General features: G+C 73.5%; 1 pseudogene. It reads right to left on the bottom strand.

Going from position 1 to position 1929, the window contains the following annotated elements:
* A pseudogene (locus P3W85_RS10450) lies at positions 1-1929 on the bottom strand (WGR and DUF4132 domain-containing protein); the annotation flags it as partial.

Raw genomic sequence — 1929 nt, 5'->3', positions numbered from 1 at the left:
ATGGCGGCTTCGTCGCGCGCCTCGCCGGCACGGCCGACGGCGGCCGGGATCAGGCCGGCCGCGGCATGCTCGGGATGGCGCAGCAGCCAGGCACGGCCTGCTTCGCGCAGCGACTTGAGCCGCGCCAGCGCGCGTGCCGCCGGCGCCGCCAGCTCGATCGCGCCGAAAGGCGTCGCCAGCGGCAGCCCCTCGGTAGGCGCGCGGCGCACGGTACCGAGCACGCCGGGCAGTACCTTCAGGCCGAAACGCGCAGCCACATAGGCGTCGTTGCTGACCGAGCCCTCGCTGGCGGCGGCATTGAACAGCGGCACCACAAGTTCCTCCGGCAGCAAGGACGCCATCATGCCATCGAGCGAGCACCAACTGGTGGCTTTGCGCACGGCCTGCCAGGCGGCGATCAGCGCCTGGGCATCGCGCTGGCGGATCGCCACCATCGCCTCCGCGAGGATGCCGTTCTTTTTGGCGCGCGAGCGGTCGAACCCCATCTCGCTGGCAAGCTGTTGCACGTCGCCGGCCTTGGCCTGGTCATAGCGGCGCAACTGCCATTCGTTCTGCGCCAGCCATTCCTCGCGCTGGCCCTCGTCCCAGCGCTCGACCGCGGCCAGATCCAGCGGGGCCAGCGCCAGCGGGCCGGCCGCTGCGGCGCGCTTCTTGCGCAGCCAGGGCGGATCGGCCAGCACGGCTGGCAGGTCTTCCATGGCGGCAGCCTCGGCAGGCTGCGCCAGGCGGGCTTGCAACTGCCGCAGCAGGTCGCCCTCGCCCGGGCTCAGCCACGGCAGCACGCGCTCGGCCTGCGCCGGATGCGCCTGCAGCAGCGCCGTCAGGCTGGCCGCGTAGAGGCTGGCATCCTTGCCGCCGGCAAGCGCCAGGCCAGGCAAGGCGGCGAGCGCCGCCAGCGGCCAGCGGCGCGTGGCCTCCTGGAAGCGCGCCATGGCAGGCTTGCTGCCGGCGGCCACGCGCCCCAACGCGGCAACGGCCCCGGGCAGGCCGATCGCCGCCAGGCCCTCGCCGGCCGCCTCGATGGCCGCGCCCGGCGCCAGGACCGGCAAGGCCTCGGCGCCGCGCTCGCGCAGCACGGTGGCCACCATGTCCTCCGCGCCCCAGAAATTGCTGCCCCAACCGTCCACCTTCTGGCGCTGGGCGACGGCCACTGCAGCGGGATCGGTCGCGGTCAGTTGCAGCCAGTGCAGCGACGCCGGCGCGGCGGGACCTTGCAGGCGCAGCGCGGTCTCGTTGCTGAGTGCCGGCAGGTCGGGCAGCAGCATGGCCATCGCCGGCTGGCGCGACGGCGGCAGCAGCGGCAGCGCCGCGCGGATCTTGTCCGCGCAGGCTTGCCACTGGGCTTGGCCGGCACGCGCCAGCAAGCCGCGGACCTGCCATTCGGCATCGCTGTGGATGCCGGCATAGCCGCCGCCGAGCGCCTCGCCGACATCGTCGTTCAGGCTTAGCCGGCGTTTGCGCGTATCGCGCTCCCAGCCCAGCTGCGCGCCCATGGTCTGCGCCGTCAGCAAGGCGTCCACGGCGCCTTCCAGGCCGATCCGGCCAGCCATGAAGGCAACGCCGGCGGCCCCCAGGCCGTCGTCGTCGCGGAAATACTGGGAAGACAGCTTGACGACGATCGCCATCAGCACCGCGTCGGACTCGGGCGAGCCCTCCATGCGGCGGCTTTCGACACGCTGCCATGCCTCGGCATAGGCGGCCTGCCAGTGGGCGGCGCTGCCTTCGATATCCGGCTTGAGATGCTTCAGCAAGGCTGCGCGCAGGCGCACCCAGGCGCGCATCGGCTCCAGGGGCTCGGCGGGCGCGTCGCCGGGATGGCGCCGGCTGGGCAGCGCCAGGTCCTGCATCGCCTTCGGCATCAGCACGGCAGCGCCTTGCTCCAGCCAGGGTGGCGTATCGCCGCGCACGGGCGGTACGCCGGCTGCGGGG

The organism is Cupriavidus basilensis (assembly GCF_029335485.1).
Classification (GTDB): Bacteria; Pseudomonadota; Gammaproteobacteria; order Burkholderiales; family Burkholderiaceae; genus Cupriavidus; species Cupriavidus basilensis_E.
This window is presented reverse-complemented; position numbering and strand designations above follow the sequence as displayed.